Origin of the sequence: Martelella mediterranea DSM 17316, from assembly GCF_002043005.1 — a bacterium.
Lineage (GTDB): Bacteria > Pseudomonadota > Alphaproteobacteria > Rhizobiales > Rhizobiaceae > Martelella > Martelella mediterranea.
This window is the reverse complement of sequence record NZ_CP020330.1, coordinates 1,155,596-1,171,393: the sequence shown is the minus strand read 5'-3', so window position 1 is coordinate 1,171,393 and position 15,798 is coordinate 1,155,596. Positions and strand designations below refer to the sequence as shown.

19 protein-coding genes are annotated in these 15,798 nt (G+C 63.1%); 9 read left to right on the top strand and 10 right to left on the bottom strand.

What is annotated here, in order from left to right; translation table 11 throughout:
• Window positions 1-137: 137 nt before the first annotated feature.
• The gene (locus Mame_RS05380; RefSeq protein ID WP_018064770.1) at window positions 138-890 is read left to right on the top strand and encodes a SapC family protein; all 753 of its coding nucleotides are present in this window, start codon (window positions 138-140) and stop codon (window positions 888-890) included.
• A 57-nt stretch (window positions 891-947) separates the two neighbouring features.
• On the opposite strand, the gene Mame_RS05375 is transcribed toward Mame_RS05380, so the two are convergent.
• The 4 genes from Mame_RS05375 to Mame_RS05360 all read right to left on the bottom strand — a co-directional run bounded on the left by Mame_RS05375 (window position 948) and on the right by Mame_RS05360 (window position 3,301).
• The gene (locus Mame_RS05375; RefSeq protein ID WP_018064771.1) at window positions 948-1,712 is read right to left on the bottom strand and encodes an SDR family NAD(P)-dependent oxidoreductase; all 765 of its coding nucleotides are present in this window, start codon (window positions 1,710-1,712) and stop codon (window positions 948-950) included.
• 139 nt (window positions 1,713-1,851) lie between these two features.
• Complete coding sequence (locus Mame_RS05370; RefSeq protein WP_018064772.1) at window positions 1,852-2,355, bottom strand: invasion associated locus B family protein; 504 nt, start codon at window positions 2,353-2,355, stop codon at window positions 1,852-1,854.
• A 223-nt stretch (window positions 2,356-2,578) separates the two neighbouring features.
• The gene (locus tag Mame_RS05365; RefSeq protein WP_018064773.1) at window positions 2,579-2,956 is read right to left on the bottom strand and encodes a YkvA family protein; all 378 of its coding nucleotides are present in this window, start codon (window positions 2,954-2,956) and stop codon (window positions 2,579-2,581) included.
• Between the two features lie 39 nt (window positions 2,957-2,995).
• On the bottom strand, window positions 2,996-3,301 hold the full coding sequence (locus Mame_RS05360; protein ID WP_026173467.1) for a 4a-hydroxytetrahydrobiopterin dehydratase: 306 nt from the start codon (window positions 3,299-3,301) through the stop codon (window positions 2,996-2,998).
• A gap of 46 nt (window positions 3,302-3,347) precedes the next feature.
• On the opposite strand from Mame_RS05360, the gene Mame_RS05355 reads away from it, so the two are divergent.
• Window positions 3,348-3,818 carry a low molecular weight protein-tyrosine-phosphatase gene (locus Mame_RS05355; protein ID WP_018064775.1) on the top strand — a complete coding sequence of 157 codons (471 nt, stop codon included), beginning with the start codon at window positions 3,348-3,350 and terminating at the stop codon, window positions 3,816-3,818.
• On the opposite strand, the gene thpR is transcribed toward Mame_RS05355, so the two are convergent.
• Together thpR and Mame_RS05345 are read right to left on the bottom strand one after the other, a co-directional pair.
• Window positions 3,770-4,363, bottom strand: coding sequence for an RNA 2',3'-cyclic phosphodiesterase (gene thpR / locus Mame_RS05350; protein ID WP_018064776.1), 594 nt, complete (start codon window positions 4,361-4,363; stop codon window positions 3,770-3,772). The two genes, Mame_RS05355 and thpR, sit on opposite strands and share 49 nt — an antisense overlap.
• 65 nt (window positions 4,364-4,428) lie before the next feature.
• The gene (locus Mame_RS05345) at window positions 4,429-5,082 is read right to left on the bottom strand and encodes an arylesterase (protein ID WP_018064777.1); all 654 of its coding nucleotides are present in this window, start codon (window positions 5,080-5,082) and stop codon (window positions 4,429-4,431) included.
• Between the two features lie 104 nt (window positions 5,083-5,186).
• Here Mame_RS05345 and Mame_RS05340 point away from each other — a divergent pair, with 104 nt between their 5' ends.
• Both Mame_RS05340 and Mame_RS05335 read left to right on the top strand, forming a co-directional pair.
• Window positions 5,187-5,894: an ABC transporter ATP-binding protein gene (locus Mame_RS05340; RefSeq protein WP_018064778.1), complete on the top strand. Its 708-nt coding sequence runs from the start codon at window positions 5,187-5,189 to the stop codon at window positions 5,892-5,894.
• Entirely contained in the window at window positions 5,891-8,440 is a 2,550-nt protein-coding gene (locus Mame_RS05335; protein WP_018064779.1) for an ABC transporter permease, read from the top strand. Before Mame_RS05340 ends, Mame_RS05335 begins: the two co-directional genes overlap by 4 nt.
• 17 nt (window positions 8,441-8,457) lie before the next feature.
• Here Mame_RS05335 and Mame_RS05330 read toward each other — a convergent pair whose 3' ends face one another.
• The gene (locus Mame_RS05330) at window positions 8,458-8,661 is read right to left on the bottom strand and encodes a hypothetical protein (RefSeq protein WP_018064780.1); all 204 of its coding nucleotides are present in this window, start codon (window positions 8,659-8,661) and stop codon (window positions 8,458-8,460) included.
• A 276-nt stretch (window positions 8,662-8,937) separates the two neighbouring features.
• Between Mame_RS05330 and Mame_RS05325 the strand changes: the two genes are divergently transcribed.
• The 5 genes from Mame_RS05325 to phnN all read left to right on the top strand — a co-directional run bounded on the left by Mame_RS05325 (window position 8,938) and on the right by phnN (window position 12,937).
• Window positions 8,938-9,693 (top strand): Bax inhibitor-1/YccA family protein, encoded by a 756-nt coding sequence (locus Mame_RS05325; RefSeq protein ID WP_018064781.1) that lies wholly within the window; start codon window positions 8,938-8,940, stop codon window positions 9,691-9,693.
• Window positions 9,694-9,815: 122 nt separating this feature from the next.
• Window positions 9,816-10,349, top strand: a complete 534-nt coding sequence (locus tag Mame_RS05320) for a GNAT family N-acetyltransferase (RefSeq protein ID WP_018064782.1) — start codon at window positions 9,816-9,818, stop codon at window positions 10,347-10,349.
• Window positions 10,350-10,480: 131 nt separating this feature from the next.
• On the top strand, window positions 10,481-11,236 hold the full coding sequence (locus tag Mame_RS05315) for a DUF1045 domain-containing protein (protein WP_079920987.1): 756 nt from the start codon (window positions 10,481-10,483) through the stop codon (window positions 11,234-11,236).
• Window positions 11,233-12,372 (top strand): alpha-D-ribose 1-methylphosphonate 5-triphosphate diphosphatase, encoded by a 1,140-nt coding sequence (locus Mame_RS05310; protein WP_018064784.1) that lies wholly within the window; start codon window positions 11,233-11,235, stop codon window positions 12,370-12,372. Before Mame_RS05315 ends, Mame_RS05310 begins: the two co-directional genes overlap by 4 nt.
• Before the next feature lie 22 nt (window positions 12,373-12,394).
• The gene (gene phnN, locus Mame_RS05305; RefSeq protein WP_018064785.1) at window positions 12,395-12,937 is read left to right on the top strand and encodes a phosphonate metabolism protein/1,5-bisphosphokinase (PRPP-forming) PhnN; all 543 of its coding nucleotides are present in this window, start codon (window positions 12,395-12,397) and stop codon (window positions 12,935-12,937) included.
• 10 nt (window positions 12,938-12,947) lie between these two features.
• Here the strand turns inward: phnN and Mame_RS05300 are convergent, their stop codons facing one another.
• From Mame_RS05300 to Mame_RS05290, 3 genes are all read right to left on the bottom strand, one after another.
• Window positions 12,948-14,030, bottom strand: coding sequence for an FAD-binding oxidoreductase (locus Mame_RS05300; RefSeq protein ID WP_018064786.1), 1,083 nt, complete (start codon window positions 14,028-14,030; stop codon window positions 12,948-12,950).
• 4 nt (window positions 14,031-14,034) lie between these two features.
• Window positions 14,035-15,279, bottom strand: coding sequence for an aromatic ring-hydroxylating oxygenase subunit alpha (locus Mame_RS05295; RefSeq protein ID WP_026173470.1), 1,245 nt, complete (start codon window positions 15,277-15,279; stop codon window positions 14,035-14,037).
• 113 nt (window positions 15,280-15,392) lie between these two features.
• Window positions 15,393-15,761, bottom strand: a complete 369-nt coding sequence (locus tag Mame_RS05290; protein ID WP_018064788.1) for a RidA family protein — start codon at window positions 15,759-15,761, stop codon at window positions 15,393-15,395.
• Between the last annotated feature and the right edge of the window lie 37 nt (window positions 15,762-15,798).

The following is a 15,798-nucleotide window of genomic DNA, read 5'->3' as shown; positions in this document are numbered from 1 at the left end:
AACCTCAAGAAGAATAAAAACAGACCACAACTCAAAGGAGGTCCGTTCACGGGAATATCAGCGATTGTTCCGCTCCGGCAACCCATGTAAGAGAGCGGTACGTCATACCGGACAGGGCCGAGAGGAGACCGTAATTCATGACCACCCAAACCCAGTTGCCGCTTTTCTACAGGAAGCCGCAGGTGCTGCGCTTCGAGGACCACAAGGCGATGGGGCTTGTCGGCAGCCAGGATTTTTCGTTCACGGCCGAGGCCACGGCAATCCCGCTGTCCGTCAGCGAATTCATGCCTTCGATCCGTCATTATCCGATCGTGTTCGTCGGCGGAAAGGAGCCCTCGCCGGTCGCGATCGTCGGGCTGAAACAGGGCCGCAACCTGATGCTCGAGGAAGACGGCGCCTGGGCGGCCCGCACCTACATTCCGGCCTATATCCGCCGCTATCCCTTCATTCTGGTGCAGTCGCCGGACCAGGACACCCGCTATCTCGCCTATGACAGCGAGAGCGGCCGGATAAAGCCGCTTTCCGATGCGCCGGACGCAGCGCCGATCTTCAACGAGGACGGCACCGCCAGCAAGGCGGTCGAGCCGATGCTGCATCTGTGCGAGGCCTATCACCAGCACCGCGCGCAGGACACCGCCTTCCTGAAGGCGATTTCCGAGGCGGATATCCTCGTCGCCCGCCATGTCGACATGGATTTCCCGGACAAGTCGCGCTACCGCCTCGATGGCTTCAGCGTGATCGATATCGAGCGCTACCGCGCGCTGCCGGCAAGAACCCTGAAGCAGTGGACGGAAAAGGGCTGGACGGACGCAATCGCGCTCCACCTCGCCTCCGCCCAGAACTGGGGCCTGCTGATGGAACGCAATCAGCGCTTCGTCAAAAGCGCCTGATCGGCCCCGAGTGAAAATGGAGCGTGCCCGGAAAATCGGGCGCGCGGAATCCGCCGGTCAGGGCATATATTGCCCGCCATTGATGTCGATGATCTGTCCGGTGATAAAGCCGGCCATGGTCGGCGACGCCAGGAATACGAAGCTCCAGGCGCAATCCTCCGCCGTGCCGAGGCGTCCGAGCGGGATCGCGTTCAGCGCCGCGTTCATGGCCGCGTGCGGCGTCTCATCATGGAACGGCGTCTCGATGACGCCGGGCGCAAGCGCATTGACGCGGATGCCGTCGCCGGCAAGCTCCTTGGCGAGGCTGCGCGTCAGCGAATGGACGGCCGCCTTGGCGGCGGCATAGACGCCCGATCCCTTGTTGCCGCCGTGGCGCGCGGCAATGGAGCCGAGATTGATGATCGAGGCCCGGTCGCTTTCCCTGAGCAGGGGTGCTGCGTGACGCACCATTCTGAGGATCGAGCGGGTGTTGAGATCGAAGACCTGCTCATAGATCGCCTCGTCGAAATCGGACACCGCGACCCGGCCGATCGCGCCGGCATTGTTGACTAGGCAATCGAGGCCGCCCATCAGCTCGGCCGCTTCCTTGACGATCCGCTCGGTATCCGGCGCGCGCGAAACGTCGCCGCCGACCACATGGGCCTTGCCGCCAGCCGCCCTCAGCTCCGCCGCCAGCGTTTCGGCCGCTTCCTTGCCGCTGTAATAATGCAGGCACACCTCGGCCCCGGAACGAGAGAAGGCGGATGCGGCAGCGGCACCAATGCCGGAACTTGCGCCGGTCACCAGAACCTTCATTCCAACGAGATCGTCGACAGGTATCATGAGATCGCCCTTTCAATCGAGAACGCGGGTTTTATAGACCGGAAGCCGCCGCCGATGCCACTGATGATTTCTGTGAAAGCTGCCGCTGAAATACAAAAACCCGGCCGGAGCCGGGTCGTTGGAGTCAGTCAGCGCGTGATCAATTGCAGGTGCTGATCTTGTTCAGCGCCGCGGTGATGCCGATCAGCGAATAGGTGTGGGCGGTCTTGGTGCCGCGGGCGGAGGTGGCGTCCACCTCCATGGTGCGGCCGGCCTTCATGGCGGCCACCAGCGTCGGCTCCTGCGCGGCGTTTTCGAGCCAGCCGCCCTTGCCCTTGTGATACATCGGGAAGCTCTTGCCATCGACCACGACGTCAATGGTCGAGCCTTCCTTGAGCGTGAAGCCCATCATCGCCTGGGGTTCGAGCGAAACGTTCTGGCCGGGATATTTGGTCACCACGAAGAAATTGTCGCCGTGATCGACATTCGCCGGATCCTTCTTGGCCGGCACCGAAAGGGCGTAACACACCTTGCCGGCATCCGACTGATAGGAATAGGCGACCCATGCATCGAATTTCTGAATGGGGGTCGGCGTCTGCGCGGAAGCGATCGAGGCGCCGGTGAATAGAAGTACCAGTACGAGGACGATTCTTTTTGCAAACATGTGATCCTGCCGATTTTCTCTGCTTTGGGCCGGTCGCGGCATCAAAAAGATGCGCGCCCCGCGACTTTGAGACTTGTCCAAATACATACGCAAGCGAGGTTACCAAAATCTCAACATCGGAGCGTTTCCGGCCTTGCCCCGCTTATGTGCGTCCTGACGATTATGCCACGACAAATGCCGCCAATCACGGCAAGATTGCGGCAGAGGGGGATATGCATTCCAATCAGTGCTTGCGCAGCACCGTCAACGCTGAATCCGCGCGTTCGTAATGCGCGTCCTCGATGTTCCTGCGGATCATGGTCAGCGCCGTCGTCAGCACCGCCAGATCGTCGGTAAAGCCGACGAACAGGAAGATATCCGGAATGAGATCGGCGGGCATGATGAAATAGGCAAGCGCCGCATAAAGCACCACCCGCACGCCGAGCGGGGTGTTGCGATCGGTGGCGCAATAATAGGCGGCAACGGCATCGCGGGCGAAGGGAATGCGCGCCGCCGTGCGGGTCAGCTTGCGCCAGAAGCCGTCGCGCACGATCCGCTCGTTTTCGGCCTGCGTTTCCTCGTCGCCCGGCTCAAGAATGTCGCCATATTTGATATCGCTCATGACAAACTCCGTGTTACCGGCGATATAGGGCGTGTACGGTCAAATACCATAGCGCCGGGCCGCCGCATCCATGATCTTCGACATTTCGATGTCGCGGGCGGAAACGCCGCCGGAGGAATGGGTGGTCAGCGACACGCCGACCCTGTTATAGACATTGTTCCAGGAGGGATGATGATCGAGCCGCTCGGCGGCCAGGGCGCATTCGCTCATGAAGGCGAAGGCCTCGCGAAAATCGGCGAACTTGAAATCGCGGGTGATAGCAGTCTCGTCTTCGGCAAGCGCCCAGCCCTCGCGGGCGGTGAGGGCATCATTCAGTTCTTCCGGTTTCAGTCGGGTGTCATCCATGGCAACCTCCATCACCACAATACCTACATGAAATTGCGCAAACATCATGGCACAACCGCATAAACACGCCGTCCTGTTCGTCTGCAGCGGCAATATCTGCCGCTCTCCGCTGGCCGAGGGCCTGTTTGCCCACCTCGCCGAGAATGCCGGACGGGACGACGAGTTCCGGCTGGATTCCGCCGGTATCGGCAACTGGCACCAGGGCGAACTGCCCGATCCGCGCTCACGGGCAACCGCGATCCGCCATGGCTTCGATATCGCAAATCAGCGCGCCCGCCAGATCACGCGACAGGATTTCAACCGGTTCTCGCTGATCCTCGGCATGGATTTCAACAATGTCACGGCGCTGAACCGCCTCGCCGGCCCCGACCCGGAAGCCACCGTGGCGCTCTTCAGCGAATACACGCTCGGTCGCCGCGAAGAAATCCCCGACCCCTATTATGACGCGGAAGACGGGTTCGAGACCGTTTACCACATGCTGTTGGCGGGCTGCCAGTCGCTGTTGTCGAAGCTGTAGGCATCCTGCGGATCGTAAAGATCGAACGCCTCTTCGACCTTGTAGGGTCCGCCGCCAACGGAATCGCGCGACGACATCAGCACGAAGCGCCCGACCGTGAACGGCAGCGTCTGGAAATTGCCGCGCGCGGCGAGGTAATCGACGACATCGGAAACTTTGGCGCCGCGCAAACGCGCCAGCGTGACATGGGGCATGAACTTGCGCGGATCGGCCTTCAACCCGAGCCTCTGACAGATGCGGTCGATATCGGCCTGCAGCGCGACAAGCTCTGGCGAGGGCGACACCCCGGCCCAGATCGAATGCGGTTTCTTGGAGCCGAAATGGCCGGTTCCGGCGAGGCTGAGCCGAAAGGACGGACGCTCGATCCGGTCAAGCCAGTGGACGACCTCATCTGCGGTGCGGAAGTCGACATCGCCGATGAACCGCAAGGTGATGTGGTAGTTTTCCACATCGATCCAGCGGGCCCCGGGCAGGCCGCCGCGCAACAGCGAAAGACTTAACGCCTGTTCGCGCGGGATTTCGAGGGCGGTGAAAATTCTCGGCATGGCGAGCTCCCCGAATCTGCTTGTCGTAACCTCAGCGAATCATTTAACCCGCCATGAGGCAAGCGTTAATTTGATTGTCCCCCGCTCTGTGGCCTGATCGACCGGATGAAGGCTTCGACGCTGGGCAGGGTGTTTTCGACCATCACATCCACGCCCTCGGCATTGGGATGCATGCCGTCGGCAAGCTGATATTCGGCATGGGTGGCGACGCCATCGAGGAAGAACGGATAGAGGTCGAGCCCGTATTCACTGGCGAGTTCGGGATAGATCGCATTGAAGTCGGCGGCATAATCGGCGCCCATATTGGGCGGCGCCATCATGCCCATGAGCATCACCGGAATTTCGCGATCCTGAAGCCGTTCGATGATCGCCGACAGGTTTTCCGCCGCCTGATCGGGCGAAAGGCCGCGCAGCGCGTCATTGGCGCCAAGTTCCAGGATCACGGCATTGGCGCTGTCGGGCACCGACCAGTCCAGCCGGGCAAGCCCGCCGCTGGTGGTATCGCCCGAAACGCCGGCATTGGAGATCGCGACATCGTAGCCCGCCTCCTTGAGCGCAGCTTCGAGCTTGCTTGGATAATCCTCGCCGGGCGCAAGCTCGTAACCGGCCACCAGACTGTCGCCGAGCACGACGATTTCCAGCGGCATTTCGGCCCTTGCCGTCGTGGCCATAAATGCCAGACCGGCAAAAACAATCGGCGCTGTCGCTTTTAATCGCATGGTCGAACTCCTAAATCCAGTTTTCCACCCGGTCCACCGGGATCGTCGCTGCGTATTCCTCTATGTGTTGAGCCGATCATCGAATTTCAAAGCGGGAAGCGAATTTGTCCGAAAATCTGATTGCACTTGAAGACGCCCACCTGACCCTAGGCAGGGGCACCGCCGCCGTTCATGTGCTGAAGGGCATGTCGCTTGACATCGGCCGCGGCGAGTCCGTCGGCATTCTCGGGCCCTCCGGCTCCGGCAAATCGACGCTGCTGATGGTGATCGCCGGCCTCGAACGGCTCGACAGCGGCGAGATCACCATTCTCGGCACGCCGCTTACCGGCCTCTCGGAAGATGCGCTCGCCGCCTTCCGGGGCGAGAATATCGGCATCGTGTTCCAGTCCTTCCACCTGATCGCCAACATGACCGCGCTGGAAAACGCCGCGATCCCGCTGGAGCTTGCCGGCAGGCGGGATGCCTTCGAGCGCGCCCGCGCCGCGCTTGAAAGCGTCGGCCTCGGCCATCGCCTCACCCATTACCCCGGCCAGCTTTCCGGCGGCGAGCAGCAGCGCGTGGCGATCGCCCGCGCGCTGGCCCCCGAACCGGCGGTGCTGATCGCCGACGAGCCAACCGGCAATCTCGACGGCGACACCGGCGCGCAGATCGCCGACCTTCTGTTTGCCCGCCAGCGCGAGATGGGAACCACGCTGGTGCTTGTCACCCATGACGCCACGCTTGCCGCGCGCTGCGACCGACAGGTCCATGTCCGCTCCGGCGAAATCGTCGCGCCCGCCGAGACCGTGGCGCCCGGAACCGCAGCGCAATGAGGCAGAACCGGCTCAACCTTCTCCTCGCGCTGAAATTTGCGCTGCGCGAAATGCGCGGCGGGCTTTCCGGCTTCTACATCTTCCTCGCCTGCATCGCGCTTGGCGTCGCCGCGATCGCCGCCGTCAACTCGGTGTCCGATGCCGTCAACGCCGGTATCGCCGAACGCGGCCGCGAGATTCTCGCCGCCGATATCCGCTTCGAGCGCGACAACGAGCCGCTTTCGGGCGAGGCACTCGCCTATATCGAGGCGCTCGGGCCGACCTCGCAATCGGTGACGATGCGCTCCATGACGCGGCTTCCCGATGGCTCCGACCAGTCGCTGGCGGAAATCAAGGCCGTCGACGGGGCCTATCCGCTCTATGGCGAGGTCATAGCCGATCCCGCCATGCCCGTCGGCGAGGCGCTGGCCGAGACCGACGGCAGATACGGCGTATTGGTCGCGCCGCTGCTGGCGGAGCGGCTGGGGCTTGCCCCCGGCGACAGCCTGCTGCTCGGCAATGCGGAACTCACGGTATCCGGCACTTTGGTGCAGGAGCCTGACGCGCTTTCGGAAGGATTCGCCTTCGCCCCGCGCATCCTGATCAGCCGGGACGCGCTCGACGCCTCGGGCCTCGTCCAGATCGGCAGCCTTGCCGAATACGGTTATCGCGTGCGGCTTGCCGATCCCGCGATGACGCCGGAAGCGGTCAAGACCGCGGCGGAGGAGAAATTCCCCGATACCGGCTGGCAGATCCGCACCAGCGACCGCGCGGCCCCCTCGCTCAGCGAGAATGTCGACCGGTTGTCGGAATTCCTGACGCTGGTGGGCCTCGCCACGCTGATCACCGGCGGCGTCGGGATCGCCAACGCGGTCAGCGCCTATCTGGAAAGCCGCCGACGGGCGATCGCGGCCTTCAAATGCATGGGCGCGCCGGCCGATATGGTGGTCGCGATCTACTTCCTGCAGATCATGCTGGTGGCGCTGATCGGGATCGCGATCGGTCTGGTTTTCGGGGCGATCATTCCGCTGATCGCGTTGCCGCTGCTCTCCTCCCTGCTCGAAATCGCGATCCCCGCCGGCATTTTCCCTCTCGCGCTGGCGCTTGCGGCGCTGTTCGGCATTCTGACCGCGCTCGCCTTCGCGATCCTGCCGCTTGCCGCCGCCCGCAACGTGCCGGCAACCGCGCTGCTGCGCGAACACAGTTTCGACGAGGGCGGCCGCCCGGCATGGCCGTTCCTGGCCGCCACCGGCGTAACGCTGGCGCTGCTCGCAGCACTTGCGATCTTCACCGCCAAGGAGCGCTTCGTCGCGGCCGTGTTCCTCGCCTCCGTCGCCGGCGCCTTCGTGGTGTTGCGGCTGGTGGCGCTTGCCATCAAATGGCTGGCCGCGCGGGCCCCGCGCCCGCACGCGCCGTCGCTCAGGCTCGCCGTCGGCAATATCCACCGCCCCGGCGCGCTGACGGGCTCGGTCGTGCTCTCGCTCGGTCTCGGGCTGACGCTGCTGGTCGGCCTGGCGCTGATCGATGGCAATCTCAACCGCGAGCTTTCGCGCTCGCTGCCGGAACGCGCGCCGGATTTCTTCTTCGTCGATATCCAGGGCAGCGAGGTCGATGGCTTCAAGGCGCTGATCAACGAGGAGGCGCCCGATGGCGAGCTGGCGCTGGTGCCGATGCTGCGCGGCCGCATTCTGAGCCTCAACGACACGCGGGCGAGCGAATGGGAAGCCCCTTCCGAAGATGCCAAATGGGTGCTGCGGGGCGATCGCGGCATCACCTATGACGCCGATCTGCCGGAAAATTCAACGCTTTCCGAAGGCGAATGGTGGCCGGAGGATTACAGCGGCAAACCGCTGGTCTCGTTCTCCGCCGACGAAGGCCGCGAACTCGGCCTCAAGCTCGGCGATACCGTGACCATCAGCGTGCTCGGCCGCGATATCACCGCGACGATCGCCAATTTCCGCACTGTCGAATGGGACTCGCTGTCGATCAATTTCGTGATGGTGTTCTCGCCCAACACCTTCGCCGGCGCGCCGCATGCCTGGCTCGCCACCCTCACCGATCCGGACTCCGACACTGCCACGAACGCCGAAATCCTGGGCGCCGTCACCCGCGCCTTTCCGACCGTCACCACAATCGAAGTGAAAGCGGCGCTGGAGATTGCCGGCGATCTCGTCAGCCAGCTTGCGACCGCGATCCGGGCGGCCGCCGCGATCGCGCTGATTGCCTCGGTGCTGGTGCTTTCCGGCGCGCTGGCCGCCGGCAATCGACGGCGCGGCCATGATGCGGTGGTGATGAAAACGCTGGGCGCGACCCGCCCGGCGCTGATCCGGGCCTTCGTCTATGAATATCTGCTGCTGGGGCTTGCGACGGGCGTCTTCGCGCTCGCCGCCGGTTCGGCCGCGGCGTGGTATGCGCTGACGAAGATCATGATGCTGCCCTTCGCCCTGCTGCCGGCGGTGGCGCTGGCGACCGTGCTCGGCGCGGTGATCGTCACCGTCGCCATCGGCCTCGCCGGCACCTGGCATCTCCTCGGCCAGAAGCCCGCGCTCTATCTGCGCGAGCTTTGAAGGTCCTTCAGGCGGGACTATTTGTCGCGGCGCAGCGCGTCCATCAGTTCGGCGTTGCGGCGGTCGGCCCAGTAGTTCTGGACGGCGAACAGGGCCCAGAGCGCGGCGACCGGCCAGCCGATCAGGGTGATCTGCAATATCAGGCAGATAACGCCGGAAAACGGTTTGCCGATGGTGAAAAACGAAAGCCACGGCAGAATGACGGCGATGAAATAGCGCATGAATATCCTCTTTTCTTGCGGTCGGCATTATTGCCGGATGTAGGGGCTTTGCAGGAGAAATGGTGCTTCCGATTGCTGTTTTGCAGGCCGCCGGCGCGTTTCTTACGAAAAATTGAGGATTTGCCGACGGATTCCAAACGGATATGCCTTGTATCGCGTTGCCATTCCCCTCATATTATCGTCAGGCTTGCTGGAGCCCCCCAGCGGCGCCTGGGCTGTCGCCCTGCTGCGACGCCCGACACCGTGAACAACGAGGGGCTTTTTTAGAGGAACTCAATGGCTGATCTTCGCAACTATCAGAATCACGCGCAGGCGGGAGCCCAGGCGAGTGCTGCAATCGATCAGGGACTGCGCGCCTACATGCTGCGCGTCTACAATCTCATGGCTCTCGGCCTCGTGATCACCGGCATCGCGGCTTACGGAATCTTCACGGCCTCGGTATCGGGCGATGCCAGCGGCCAGGTTCAGCTTACCCAGTTCGGTCAGGTCATGTACGCCTCGCCGCTGAAGTGGCTGGTCATGTTCGCACCGCTGATCGCCTTCTTTTTCCTGGCGTTCCGCATCAACAAGATGAGCGTTGCCGCGGCCCAGACGGCGTTCTGGGTCTATGCCGCGCTGACCGGCATTTCGCTGTCGACGATCTTCCTGGTTTATACCGGCCAGAGCGTCGTCCAGACCTTCTTCATCACCGCCGCTTCGTTCGGCGCGCTGTCGCTTTACGGCTACACCACCAAGCGTGATCTGTCGGCGATGGGCTCGTTCATGGTCATCGGCCTGTTCGGCGTGATCATCGCCATGATCGTCAACATCTTCCTGCAGTCGAGCGCGCTCGGCTTCGCGATCTCGGTTCTCGGCGTGCTGATCTTCGCCGGCCTGACCGCTTGGGACACGCAGAAGATCAAGGAAATGTACTATGAAGGCGACGGCCATGAAGTGGCTGGCCGCAAGGCGGTGATGGGCGCGCTGACGCTCTACCTCGACTTCATCAACATGTTCCTGTTCATGCTGCGCCTGCTCGGCAACCGCAACTGATCCGGACGATGATGGAACACTGATCGAGGCGGCTTTCGGGCCGCCTTTTTCGTGCCCGCTTCCCTGCGGGCCGAAAGCGGATTATCGTTCCCGTTACCTTTCCACCTGCCCCGACCCGGACCATGACCGTCACCCTCCGCCCCGCCTCGCCCGCCGATCTTTCCGCGATCACCGAAATCTATGCCGAATGCGTGCTGAACGGGGTGGCGAGCTATGAGCTGGAGCCGCCGAGCCGGGAGGAAATGGAAGCGCGGATGGCCGCGATCACCGCCGCCGGCTACCCCTATCTCGCCGCCGTCGAGGGTGACCGCATCATCGGCTATGCCTACGCCAACGCCTTCCGCACCCGTCCGGCCTATCGCTGGCTGGTCGAAAATTCGGTCTATCTTTCTCCGGAAGCGCGCGGCAAGGGCGTGGGCAAAAGCCTGCTTTCGCAATTGGTAACGGAATGCGAGACGCGCGGATTCCGCCAGATGGTCGCCGTCATCGGCGGGGCCAGCCCGGCTTCGATCGCGCTCCATACGGCGCTTGGCTTCACCGAGTCCGGCCGGCTGACGGGAACCGGCTTCAAGCACGGAAAATGGCTCGACACCGTATTCATGCAGCGCCCGCTCGGCGAGGGAAACCGGAGCGACCCGCTGCCGCTGTCGCTTTGACCGCCTGCCGCAGCACCGCCGACGGAACCAACGGCTCGGGCCGCGCATTGAAGAAGACGGGACGCCTTGCAAAGACGGACGAATCCCTGCACTTTCCTCATCCTCCCTTCATTTCGGGCAAGGAAAACGATTTGCGCTACGCCATCTATTTCACTCCCGCCATCGACCATCCCCTGACGATTGCCGCCAGCCGCTGGCTCGGCTACGACGCCTTTGCCGGCGAGGAACGGCCGTTTCCAGACAGTATCGCGCTCGCCGCCGGCCGGATGAGCGCCGTAACCGCGGCCGCCGCCCGCTATGGCTTCCACGCCACGCTGAAGGCACCGTTCCGGCTTGCCGACAATGCCACGCCGGCAGCGCTGGAGGCCGCCTTTGACGTGTTCTGCCGCAAGCACAGTCCATTCGACACACCCGAATTGAAGCTCGGCAAGCTCGGCAAGTTCCACGCCCTCGTTCCGGCTGGAGAAAGTCAGATGCTGCAGGATTTCGCAGCCGATGTCGTGCGCTATTTCGAGCCGATGCGCGCGCCGCTCGCCAACGAGGAGATCGCGCGGCGCAAGCCGGAGGAACTGAGCGAAGCGGAACGCGACAATCTGGAGCGCTGGGGCTATCCTTACGTCTTCGATGATTTCCGCTTCCACATGACGCTGACGGGACCGGTGACGGGAACCGACATGCACGTGATCGAGACCGCCATCGAGGATTATTTCGCGCCCTTCGTCGGCAAGCCGCTTGAAATTTCCGGCATCGCGCTGTTCATGGAGGAGCGGCGCGGCGCACCCTTCGTGATCCGCCGCTGGCAGCCGCTGACGGGCGGCCAAACCACGCTTTTCGGGACCGAAGAGACAGGTACGAGCGAGACTGGGGCCGGAGAAACCGAGGAATGAGCGCCGAAACCGTTTTCACCAATGCGCGGATCGTGCTTGAGGACGAGATCGTGCATGGCGCGCTCATGGTGCGCGACGGCGAAATCGCCGACATCTCGGAACACCCGACCCGCCATGGCGACGACATGGAGGGGGATTACCTGATCCCCGGCCTGATCGAGCTTCATACCGATCATCTCGAAGGCCATTATGCGCCACGCCCCGGCGTGCGCTGGGACAAGATCGCGGCCGTCCAGGCCCATGACGGACAGATCATCGCCTCCGGCATCACCACCGTCTTCGACTGCCTGCGCATGGGCTCCGACGATGGCGACGGTTTCGATCTCGGCGAGATGCGCGACATGGCCGACGCGATCCAGCAAGCCGAGCGCGAGAACCGGCTGAAGGCCCAGCACTTCCTGCATCTGCGCTGCGAGGTTTCCGCAGCCAATGTGATGGAGCATTTCGCCGGCTTCGAGAATGATCCGCATGTCCGGCTGACCTCGCTGATGGACCATGCGCCCGGCCAGCGGCAGTTTACCGATCTTTCACAGTACGAACTCTACTACAAGCCGAAGCGCGGCCTTTCCGACGAGGCCTTCGCGGCCTTCGTCGCGGAACGTCAGGGTCGGTCGGAAAAATATGCCGGTCCGCACCGGCAGATGATCTCCGACCACTGCGCCGCCCGCGGCATCGCCATCGCCAGCCATGACGACGCCACGCTTGCCCATGTGGAAGAGGCGATCGGCCATGGCGTCGCGGTTGCCGAGTTTCCGACGAGTCTCGAGGCCGCCAACGCCTCGCACAAGGCCGGGCTTTCGGTGCTGATGGGCGCGCCCAATGTGGTGCGCGGCAAGTCGCATTCCGGCAATATCGCCGCGCGCGATTTGGCCGAACGCGGCGTGCTGGACGTGCTGTCGTCAGATTACGTGCCCTTCAGCCTGCTCTATGCCCCGTTCATCCTCGCCGATACGGTCGAGACGATCAGCCTGCCGCGCGCGCTCAAGATGGTGACGGCGACGCCGGCGAGGGCCGTGAAGCTCAACGATCGCGGGCGGATCGCGCCGGGTCTGAGGGCCGATCTTGTGCGCGTCCACCGCCCCTCCGGCGCGCCGGTGACGCGGGCGGTCTGGCGGGCGGGCAAGCGGGTGGCCTGATTTGATGGCGGAAGCGGGCAGAATGATCGTCGTGGTCGGCCCGAGCGGGGCCGGCAAGGACAGCCTGATCAATTACGCCGCCGCCCTTTGCAATCAACCGCGTTTTGCAGTGGTGCGCCGCGTGATCACCCGGCCGAGCGACCACGACAGCGAAATCCACGACACCATGTCGCCGGACGCCTTTGCAGCAAGGAGGGCGGCGGGCGGTTTTGCGGTAGTGTGGTCAGCGCATGGCCTTGAATATGGCATTCCCGCAGAACACCGCGCCTTTGTCGCCAATGGCGGGGTGGCGCTCTGCAACGGTTCGCGCAAGGCGCTCGCCGATTTCCGCGCGGCCTTTGCCCGGCTCACGGTGGTCAATGTTACCGCCAGGCCTGAAATCCTCGCCGAAAGGCTTGCCGCGCGCGGCCGCGAGGGCCCCGACCAGATCACCGCCCGGCTGGCCCGCTCGACCATGGCGGTTCACGGCGATTTCGATGTGGTGACGATCGATAATTCCGGAACGCTTGAAACCGCCGGCGATCAGCTTGTCGCGCTGATCCGCGATTGCCTGTCGGAACCGTGAGCCTTCAGCGTCAGGCTTCCACCTCGACATCGGTCAGCGGCCGCGAGCAGCAGGCGAGGATATAGCCCTCCTCGATCTCGTCATCGAGAATGCCGCCATTATGCTGCATGTCGACCTTGCCGGATTTGCACATGGTGCGGCAGGTGCCGCAGATGCCGCTTTCGCAGGCGGCGGGAATGCGGACCCCGGCATTGCGGGCTGTCTGCAGAATGGTGAAGCCGGGCGGCACCTCGGCGCGAACGCCCGAATCGGCGAATTCGATGACCAGCCGCTTGTCCTCGTCCGCGCTTTCGCCGACAAAGACGGCAGGCGATGGCGCTTCCGGCTTGAAGGTTTCCTGGAAATAATTGTTTTCCATGTCGAAGCTGGAGCTTTCGAGCGAATCCCGGACCGTCGCCATGAACGGATCCGGCCCGCAGCAGAAAACCCGCCGCTCCAGGAAATCCGGCACCAGCAGCGCGATCTTGGCGCGATCGATGAAGCCCTTCAGCCCGGACCAGAGCTGGGTGCGCTCCAGCTCGGTGACGATGAAGCCGAGATTGAAGAACGGCATGTAGCGCGCCTTATACTCCAGCTCCCAGCGGAAGATGATGTCGTTGGGCGAACGGGCGCAGTGGATGAAGGCGATATCGGTGTCAGGATCGCGGTCGCCGAGATCGCGCGTCATCGACATCATCGGCGTGATGCCGGAACCGGCCGAGATGAACAGGTATTTCTCCGCCGGCTTGGTGACATAGGAGAAATCGCCGAGCGGGCCGATCGCCTTGAGCTTCATGCCGGGGTGCAGGTTCTCGAACATCCAGCGCGTGCCGATGCTGTCCTTCTGCGCCTTGACCGTCACCGCGATGGTAAAGGGCCGGGTCGGGCTGGACGAGATCGTGTAGGTCCGGAGGATCGGCTCCGGACCGACCGGCAGTTCCAGCGTGATATACTGGCCCGGCATGTAGCGGAACCAGATGTTTTCCTTCTCCGCCCTGAAGGTGAAGGTCATCACGTCGGGCGCTTCCGGCGTCCAGGCCACGCATTCGAGCATGTGCTCGCGGCCATTCCACGGCACCATCTCATCGATATGCTTGAAGGTCTTCGACTTCATCATATCAGGCAACGATCGACAGCGGCGCGGCGGTGTCGGAAAGCCGCGAAATCGAGGTGTTCGCGTACCATTCGACAAACTGCATCACGCCGCCCTCATCCTCTTCGCAATAAGGGCCGGGCTCATAGGCGGGCGAGCGGATGCCGCGCGCATTCTCCTCCACGATCTGGCGATCCTGGTCATTGGTGAAGGTCCAGACATGGGTCAGTTCCTCCAGATCGTAGTCGATGCCCTCGACCGCATCCTTCGGCACCATCCACGTGGTTGTGACCTCGGTTTCCTCCGGCCCGAGCGGCAGCACCCGGAAGGAGATCGCGTGGTCGCCCAGGAAATGGTTCCAGGTGGTGGGATAATGAAACAGCAGCAGTGCGCCGATGCCGGCCACATTGGTCTTCGGACCCATCGGCTTCTTGACCGCGCGCTGGCCTGACATGGTGTAGCTCTCCGCGCCGGGGATCAGCGGCATGCGGGTGATGCGGAACTGGCCGTCGGGGTTGATGAAGAACTTCGCCTCCAGCCCCCCCGCCTCGCAATGAGCCCAGTGCGCCTGGATTTCCGGATCATCCGCCATTCCCTGCACGCCGGTGACGGAGGCGGCCTCGGGATAGGTGCGGCACAGTTCCGGGTGATTGGCGGCGCAGTGATAGCACTCACGATTGTTTTCCCAGACCAGCTTCCAGTTGCCCTTCTCGACGATCGAGCTCTTGAAGGCGACCTTGGTCTCGCGAATGTTATGCGGCGCGATATAGGGCGCGATCCTGTCCCTCAGCGGCGCGATATCGGGAGCATGCTCGGCGAGGCAGATGAAGATATAGCCCTCGATGCTCTCGCAATGCACCGGCTTGAGACCGTATTGCGCCTTGTCGAAATCCTCGCCCATGTGGCGGACATATTGCAGCGAACCGTCGAGATCGTAGGTCCACTGGTGATAGGGACAGACGAGCTTGGCGGTCGTGCCCTTCTCATTGGCGCAGACGCGCGAGCCGCGATGGCGGCAGGAATTGTGCAGCGCCCGGATGACCTTGTCGCGCCCGCGCGTGAGGATCACCGAATAATCACCGATCTGGATCGTCAGGTAATTGCCCGGACGCGGCAGTTCGCAATCATGGGCGACGAACAGCCAGTCGCGGTAATAGAAATTCTCCATGTCGACGCGGAAATAGTCCGGGTCGGTGTAAAACGGCCGGGCGAGCGTGAAGCCATCGCGGCGGTTCTTCAGCTCATCCAGCATTTTCTGGCGTATCGTCATGGCGGCCTCCGGGGCGAAGACGGGCAATAATTTTCATTTAATCACCCGCGCCCTTCGGCATGCATTCCATTCACGACATGACTTTCGGAAAAGACGACACGCAGGTTGGGCGCTCACGCCCGCGCCAGCGCCGTCACCTCGATCTCGATCCGGTATTTCGGGTCGATCAGGCCGCATTCGATCATGGTCGCCGCCGGCGGATTGTCGCCGAAGGTTGCCGCGAGCAGCGGCCAGCAGGCCTCGAAATCCGGCGCATGCGGCAGGTAGTAGGTGACCCGCACGACATCGGAAAAGCCGGAGCCGGCCTCGCCGAGCGCCTTTTCGATCGCCGCCAGCGCCGAGCGGCACTGGCCTTCGACATCCTCGGGAATATCGGTTCCCTGCGCGGTAGTGCCGGCCACATGCACGAAGCCACCGGCAACCACGGCGCGGCAATAGCCGATCTTCTTTTCATAAATTCCGCCCGAGAAAATCCGTCGCATCAGAAAATCCTTTGTTCAGCGTTTGGGTTGTTTTAAA

Bases quoted from the DNA above. Each gene is read 5' to 3' on its own strand.
- Mame_RS05380 (WP_018064770.1), top strand. From the start codon at position 138: ATGACCACCCAAACCCAGTTGCCGCTTTTCTACAGGAAGCCGCAGGTG.
- Mame_RS05375 (WP_018064771.1), bottom strand. From the start codon at position 1,712: ATGATACCTGTCGACGATCTCGTTGGAATGAAGGTTCTGGTGACCGGC.
- Mame_RS05370 (WP_018064772.1), bottom strand. From the start codon at position 2,355: ATGTTTGCAAAAAGAATCGTCCTCGTACTGGTACTTCTATTCACCGGC.
- Mame_RS05365 (WP_018064773.1), bottom strand. From the start codon at position 2,956: ATGAGCGATATCAAATATGGCGACATTCTTGAGCCGGGCGACGAGGAA.
- Mame_RS05360 (WP_026173467.1), bottom strand. From the start codon at position 3,301: ATGGATGACACCCGACTGAAACCGGAAGAACTGAATGATGCCCTCACC.
- Mame_RS05355 (WP_018064775.1), top strand. From the start codon at position 3,348: ATGGCACAACCGCATAAACACGCCGTCCTGTTCGTCTGCAGCGGCAAT.
- thpR (WP_018064776.1), bottom strand. From the start codon at position 4,363: ATGCCGAGAATTTTCACCGCCCTCGAAATCCCGCGCGAACAGGCGTTA.
- Mame_RS05345 (WP_018064777.1), bottom strand. From the start codon at position 5,082: ATGCGATTAAAAGCGACAGCGCCGATTGTTTTTGCCGGTCTGGCATTT.
- Mame_RS05335 (WP_018064779.1), top strand. From the start codon at position 5,891: ATGAGGCAGAACCGGCTCAACCTTCTCCTCGCGCTGAAATTTGCGCTG.
- Mame_RS05330 (WP_018064780.1), bottom strand. From the start codon at position 8,661: ATGCGCTATTTCATCGCCGTCATTCTGCCGTGGCTTTCGTTTTTCACC.
- Mame_RS05325 (WP_018064781.1), top strand. From the start codon at position 8,938: ATGGCTGATCTTCGCAACTATCAGAATCACGCGCAGGCGGGAGCCCAG.
- Mame_RS05320 (WP_018064782.1), top strand. From the start codon at position 9,816: ATGACCGTCACCCTCCGCCCCGCCTCGCCCGCCGATCTTTCCGCGATC.
- Mame_RS05310 (WP_018064784.1), top strand. From the start codon at position 11,233: ATGAGCGCCGAAACCGTTTTCACCAATGCGCGGATCGTGCTTGAGGAC.
- phnN (WP_018064785.1), top strand. From the start codon at position 12,395: ATGATCGTCGTGGTCGGCCCGAGCGGGGCCGGCAAGGACAGCCTGATC.
- Mame_RS05300 (WP_018064786.1), bottom strand. From the start codon at position 14,030: ATGAAGTCGAAGACCTTCAAGCATATCGATGAGATGGTGCCGTGGAAT.
- Mame_RS05295 (WP_026173470.1), bottom strand. From the start codon at position 15,279: ATGACGATACGCCAGAAAATGCTGGATGAGCTGAAGAACCGCCGCGAT.
- Mame_RS05290 (WP_018064788.1), bottom strand. From the start codon at position 15,761: ATGCGACGGATTTTCTCGGGCGGAATTTATGAAAAGAAGATCGGCTAT.